Source organism: Pseudomonas izuensis, from assembly GCF_009861505.1.
GTDB classification, from domain to species: domain Bacteria; phylum Pseudomonadota; class Gammaproteobacteria; order Pseudomonadales; family Pseudomonadaceae; genus Aquipseudomonas; species Aquipseudomonas izuensis.
The window spans coordinates 99,032-105,112 of record NZ_WTFT01000035.1; the positions used below are offsets into that span (position 1 = coordinate 99,032).

General features: G+C 62.3%; 7 protein-coding genes. 4 read left to right on the top strand and 3 right to left on the bottom strand.

The window, feature by feature from the left end:
- Window positions 1-69: 69 nt before the first annotated feature.
- The 3 genes from GPL81_RS24590 (at window position 70) to GPL81_RS24600 (ending at window position 1,187) form a co-directional block, all read left to right on the top strand.
- On the top strand, window positions 70-429 hold the full coding sequence (locus tag GPL81_RS24590; RefSeq protein WP_160108819.1) for a hypothetical protein: 360 nt from the start codon (window positions 70-72) through the stop codon (window positions 427-429).
- A 256-nt stretch (window positions 430-685) separates the two neighbouring features.
- Window positions 686-880: a hypothetical protein gene (locus GPL81_RS24595; protein WP_096509975.1), complete on the top strand. Its 195-nt coding sequence runs from the start codon at window positions 686-688 to the stop codon at window positions 878-880.
- 115 nt (window positions 881-995) lie between these two features.
- Entirely contained in the window at window positions 996-1,187 is a 192-nt protein-coding gene (locus tag GPL81_RS24600; RefSeq protein ID WP_096509974.1) for a hypothetical protein, read from the top strand.
- On the opposite strand, the gene GPL81_RS24605 is transcribed toward GPL81_RS24600, so the two are convergent.
- The 3 genes from GPL81_RS24605 to GPL81_RS24615 all read right to left on the bottom strand — a co-directional run bounded on the left by GPL81_RS24605 (window position 1,184) and on the right by GPL81_RS24615 (window position 5,025).
- Entirely contained in the window at window positions 1,184-2,245 is a 1,062-nt protein-coding gene (locus GPL81_RS24605; RefSeq protein WP_160108820.1) for an AI-2E family transporter, read from the bottom strand. The genes GPL81_RS24600 and GPL81_RS24605 overlap by 4 nt on opposite strands.
- Before the next feature lie 134 nt (window positions 2,246-2,379).
- Window positions 2,380-3,966 (bottom strand): MFS transporter, encoded by a 1,587-nt coding sequence (locus tag GPL81_RS24610; protein WP_160108821.1) that lies wholly within the window; start codon window positions 3,964-3,966, stop codon window positions 2,380-2,382.
- Between the two features lie 195 nt (window positions 3,967-4,161).
- The gene (locus tag GPL81_RS24615; RefSeq protein WP_160108822.1) at window positions 4,162-5,025 is read right to left on the bottom strand and encodes a LysR family transcriptional regulator; all 864 of its coding nucleotides are present in this window, start codon (window positions 5,023-5,025) and stop codon (window positions 4,162-4,164) included.
- 98 nt (window positions 5,026-5,123) lie between these two features.
- On the opposite strand from GPL81_RS24615, the gene GPL81_RS24620 reads away from it, so the two are divergent.
- Window positions 5,124-6,032, top strand: a complete 909-nt coding sequence (locus GPL81_RS24620) for a DMT family transporter (RefSeq protein ID WP_160108823.1) — start codon at window positions 5,124-5,126, stop codon at window positions 6,030-6,032.
- Window positions 6,033-6,081 lie beyond the last annotated feature (49 nt).

Genomic DNA, 6,081 nt, shown 5'->3' on the forward strand with positions numbered 1-6,081 from the left:
TGTATCCCCGCGACGATCCTTGGGTCTATTGCAGACACAAGCGCCGGGTCGAAGAACCGAGGAATTATCATGATCCGTAAAATCCCCACAGTTGCCTTGCTGATTGGCGCCCTGGCTGTCGCGGGGCAGGCGCAAGCCCATGGTGGTGGTAATGACGCGGCGGTATTTGGAGCGATCGTCGGTACGGCCATCGTCGGCTCGGCCCTGATCAACGCCAACCGGCCGGTGTATGTCGCGCCACAACCGGTCTATGCCCAACCGGTCTACGCCCAGCCCGCGCCGGTCTACTACGCACCGCCTCCTCCGGTTTATTACCAGCCGGCGCCGGTGTACGTACAACAACCGATCTACTACCGTCCGGCACCGGTCTACTACGGGCCACCCCGTGGTTATTACTACGGCCATCCCCACGGTTACGGTCGCTGGTAACAGTTCATCAGGCCCCGCCCGAAAGCGCGGGGCTTTTTTATGCCCGGGATTTGATCCCCTGTAGGGGTTGCCGTTCGTCGGCCCACGTCTGGATAAATCTCGTCAGTGTCGCTATCGGGACACTATCGGCTGCTCAAGCGGGCAAGATTGACTCGCCCCGCCCCTTTGGGGAAAACCGTCATATTTATGTCATGTCAGAGCCGCAAGCTTGAACCTGTCCGCCAACAACAGGTTGATAACAACAAGGACGCCCCTCATGCCCACGCAAAACCCGCACCGTATCGTCGGTTTATGCACCTCCAGCAAGGTGTACAACGCCCTAACCGAACTCAGGCACCTTGAAGGTCATCGCAGCGCCAAGTTCCTCTCGCTGCTGACGCAAAACCTGGTGCGCAAAGGCCTGCTCAACGAGCAGGAAGTGGTCCATATGCTCGATCAGGTGGTCGATTGAGCGACAGATGGTCACTTGGCCTCAACGGCGTCAATGAGCACTATCGAAAAGGGTGATTGTCGGAAAAATCGCCAGCCCCGTAAGGTAGCTCCATAGATTGATGGAGGTACCTTTGATGTCTCAAGTCCAGATCATGTCCGTTATCGGCAGCGCCGTTCCCGCACCGCTCAGAGCGTCGGGCCTGCTTGCCTGCTGGTATCTGGTGCTCGATGGCGAGCCGATCAGCGGTCCGCTCACCTCGCTGCCGGCCGCCCAGGCAATGTCACAGCGTGTCAGCTTGGGCCAGACGGGCAAACTCAATGCCTAAGGCAGCTGAACCCGCGGTTTGGTTTCGAGGAAAATATCCCAGCTCGACATGAACAGGGCCGCAATCAACGGCCCGATGACGAAGCCATTGAGGCCAAAGATCGCCAGGCCGCCCAGGGTCGAGATAAGGATCAGATAGTCCGGCATCTTCGTATCCTTGCCCACCAGGATCGGTCGCAATACGTTATCCACCAGGCCGATCACGAAAATCCCGAACAACCCCAGCACTACGCCCTGCCAGATCGCCCCGGTGAACAGGAAAAACACCGCCACCGGCGCCCAGACAATCCCCGCCCCCACCGCCGGCAACAACGATAGAAACGCCATCAATACTGCCCAGAGCAACACGCTCGGTATGTCCAGAAACCAGAAAATCAAACCGCCCAACGCGCCTTGCGTGATCGCTACCAGCAGGTTGCCCTTCACGGTGGCCCGCACCACGCGATTGAATTTGAGCTGCAAACGGCGTTTCTGGTGTTCCTGCAACGGTACGGCGGAGCGGACTTTACGCGCCAGCTCGGCGCCGTCCCGCAGAAAGAAGAACAGCAGGTAGAGCATGATGAAGAAACTCACCACGAAATCGAAAGTGCCCTGACCGAAACTGAAGACCTGTGTGGCGACAAACTCATTGCCCGACACCGCACTCTTGATGATTTTCTCCCGCAACCCGTTCAGCTCGCCGACCCCGAACCGATCGAGCAAGTGCTGAAAGTACGGCGGCAGGCTGTGTTTGAAATGCGCCACGTACCCTGCAATGTCCAGTTCCCCGCTTTCGATGCCCTTGTAAAGCGCCGCCCCCTCCTGGACCAGAAAGATGCCAAGGACTATCACCGGCAAGATCGCAATCACCAGACAGATGCTCAAGGTGAGCAGCGACGTGATGTTGCGTTGCCAGCCGAATTTCAATTGCAATCGGCGCTGCAGCGGCGCAAAGAGGATACCGAGGATGACCGCCCAGAACACCGCACCGTAAAACGGCAGCAGGATCCAGATGAACGCGATGCTCACTAGCCCCAGCAGGACCATCAGCGATTTGTCTTGCGGTGTCTCTTCGTTCATGTCCGATCCATGCCAATGCGCCGGGACGCGAAGGTACGTCCTGATGCTTAGGCCGCAATGGCTCGCGCGAGTGCCATCGGGATGTTCACCAAGCATAGATCCCGATCAATAAACCCTCGGGGGGCAAGGTGTCTTCAGTGTGCGGCCCCCTGCAGGTAGTGACGGATGCGGATCTCCACTCCGCTGGTCTGGTACTGCCGGGCTGCCGCTTCGATACGCAACTCACCACGCGTGACCCGCTGGTGGTGGCGCAGATGCTCCAGCCAGGATTCGTCGACGAAACACTCCAGCCACTGACGCGGATTCTCGCTGTCCTGCACCAGATACCAGGAAATTGCCCCGTTGCGCCGACGCATACCATGCACGTGCGCCATGGCGGCCTGGAAGTCTGGCGCCTGGGCGGGCTCGATGTCGTATTCCAGAGTGACCATCACCGGGCCGCGTTCCCGGTCCATGCCTTCAGCCAGGATGGGTGCCGGCCAGTGCAGCGAGGGCGCCAGGTCTTCCGCCGCGGTAACCGGCAGGCGAAAGCGCAGGGCGGCGGGCAATCCCAGCAACAGCAAGACACTGGCTCCCAGCAGCGCGACGGGAATGGAAGTGCGGCTGGCCACCAGACCCCAAAGGACTCCGCCGCCGGCCATGCTGCCGAAGAACACCAGGATGTAGACGGCCAGCGCCCGCGCCCGCACCCAGCCCGGCACCGAGGTCTGCGCCGCCACCTGCAGGCTCGACAGCACCGCGATCCAGGCCGCGCCGCTGAGCAGCATCACCGGGACCAGAAAGTAGAGCTGGCGCAGCAGCGCGAGGGCCACCAGCACCAGCGCGTAGAGCACGCTGGACACAACCACCAGACGGTCACTGCCCAGCCGCTCGCGCAAGCGTGGCAGGAGCGCGGCACCGACCACCGCGCCGACGCCGACACTGCCCAGCAGCAGGCCGAAGTCGGTGGCGCTGCCGTGCATTTCTCCACGGACGATCAGCGGCAGCAGCGACATGCCGGCGCTGGCACCGAGGAAGAACGAGAACGCGCGCACGAGCACTGCCTGCAGCGGTCGGGAACTGCGGCTGTAGCGCCAGCCGGCGCGCAAAGCGCCGAACAGTCGCTCCGCCGGCAACACCGCCGGGCTGGTCTCACGCTTCCAGGCTGCAAGCACACCAATCACGGCGAAGAACGAGGCGGCGTTGAGGGCGAAGGTCAGCCAAGGGCCGACCAGGCTGACCAGCATCCCGGCAATGGCCGGCCCCACCGCCCGCGCGAGGTTGATGCCGACGCTGGACAGCGCCACGGCCGCCGCAAGCTCGTCTTTGCCCACCAGCTCCGGTGTGGTCGCGCTCCAGGCCGGCATCATCAGCGCAGTGCCGATGCCCATGCACAGCGTCAGCGCCAGCAGCAGCCACACGGTGGTCAGCCCGAGCAGGGTGAGCGCTGCGAGCAGCGCGGCCACCGCAGCCATCCAGAGTTGCACGCCAAGCAGGTAGCGGCGCTTGTCGACGATGTCGGCCAGTGCGCCGGCCGGGAGCGCCAGAAAGAACATCGGCAGGGAACCTGCCACTTGCACCAGCGCCACGTTCAGCGGGCTGGCCGACAGCGAGGTCATCAACCAGCCGGCCCCCACCTCGTGCATCCAGGTGCCGATGTTGGAGGCGACACTGGCCAGCCACAGCCAGCGGAAGGTTTTCTGACGCAACGGGCTCCAGGGTGAGGCGGCGGGTAAAGTCATGTCAGAACCAGCCTTTGAGGGGGGATCTGAAGATCAGGTATAGACGAAATCGGCACCGGTCGTCGTTGCGACATCTGCAGGTGATCGCCCCGCAGATCTGTAGGAGCTGGCTTGCCGGCGAAGGCGTCCGCATTGGCGATGCAAGCCTCGAGGCCCTCTTCGCTGGCAAGCCAGCTCCTACAAGGTATTTCGTGCTCAGGCGAACTCTTCACGCAGCATCGCCACAAACGCCTCCCGCGCCGGGTGCACGCCTGCGTTTTCATGCCAGTAGAACAGGTTGTCGATGGCCGTCAGTTCGGGGAACTCATACCCCACGCACCCCGCCCCCTTGGCGTATTGATCGAACACCCCCTTGGGCACCAGTGCCACGCCGGCCCCGGCGCTGACACATCCGACAATCGCACCATAACTGGCCAGGCTAACAATCGGCAGCGCCTGGCCATGGCGCAACAGCCAATGCTCCAGCGCCGCCCGATACGGACAGCCCTGGGGCCACATGAAGACGGTTTTGTCGTGCAGATCCGCCATGTCGCGCACCGGCCCCAGTGATGTGGAGGCAATCAGCAGCAGGTCTTCGCGGTACATCGGCGTGCGCTTGAGGTGCGAGCGTTCGACATCCACCGCGACGATGGCACCGTCGAGCCGATGGCTCAGCGTGTCATCCAGTAACTGGCCCCAGGTGCCGGTGGTCAGCTCCAGCGCCACCGCCGGGAAGCGCTTGTGGAATTTCGCCAGCAAACGCGGCAGGCGTCCGGTGGCCGAAGACTCGATAGCACCAATGCGCAACGGCCCGGACGGTTCGGCACTCGGATCTACCGCGCGCCTGGCTTCTGCGGTGAGGGCCAGAATCTTCGAGGCATAGGCCAGAAAGGTCTGCCCCGACGGACTGATGCGCAGACCGCGCCCCTCACGCAGAAACAGCGCGACCCCCAACTCCGCTTCCAGCGTCTTGATGCGGGCCGTGATGTTCGATGGGACGCAATGCAGCAACTCGGCCGCACGGGCAATGCTGCCAACCTCGGCCACGGTCTTGAACATGCGGATCTGTGCCAGCTCCATATACATCACTCAAAGTGAACGGTTTACGCAGTATAAGTCAGTTGTGGCGAACGATCGGGGTTCTGATACTCACTGCACCTGCCTCTCGGTGCACGACCATGAATGTACTCACGCCCTCCTCCAGCTCCCCGTTGAAAATCATCCTGGCCATGGCCTTCGTCGTGGTCTGCTGGGGATATTCCCCGACCGGCATCCATATCGGCTTGCAGGCCTACGACCCCGTGCACCTGGCGTTGTTGCGCTTTTTGCTGGCGTCGCTGTTCATGGCGGTGGTCGCGGTGATCCGGGGCATTCGCCTGCCCAGCCTTCGCGACATGCCACTGCTGATGGCGCTGGGTTTCTTCGCGGTGAGCCTGCATCACGTGGCGATCAATTTTGGCCAACAGGGTGTCAGTGCCGGTGCGTCGAGTGTGCTGGCGCAGTCGACACCGCTGTTCAGCACCTTGCTGGCGCGCTTTGTGTTCAAGGACCGGGTAAGCCTGTGGCGTTGGGGTTGCGTGATCCTGGGATTGATCGGCGTGGTGATTGTGGTGGCGGGCGATCATGGCCTGGGCAGCATCGACGCCCATGGCGTGTTGATCCTGTTGGCGGCGCTGTCCTGGAGCCTTTACTTTGCCCTGCAACAACATCACACCGGGCGTTACGACGGATTGACGCTGGTGTGCTACACAGTCTGGTCCGGGACGGCGCTGCTACTGATTTTCCTGCCGGGGCTGGTGGATCAAGTCGTCAATGCCCCATTGCGCGTGCAGTTCGCGGTGGTTGCCCTGGGGATTTTCCCCAGTGCCCTGGCGTACCTGGCCTGGGCCTATGTACTGGCGCATGTGGACCTGAGCCGGGCGACGATGACGCTGTACCTGGTGCCGCCGGTGGCGATGATGATTGCGTCCGTGGGGCTGGGTGAGCAGCCGACCATGATGGTGGCGGTCGGCGCGGTGGTGGTGTTGATCAGTGTGTTGGCGTTGAATCTGGAGCGGCGGCCGATGGTTCAGGTGGCGCGTGTCTGATCGTTAATTTGTGTTGTGGCGTCTGACGTCATCGCGGGCAAGCCAAGCT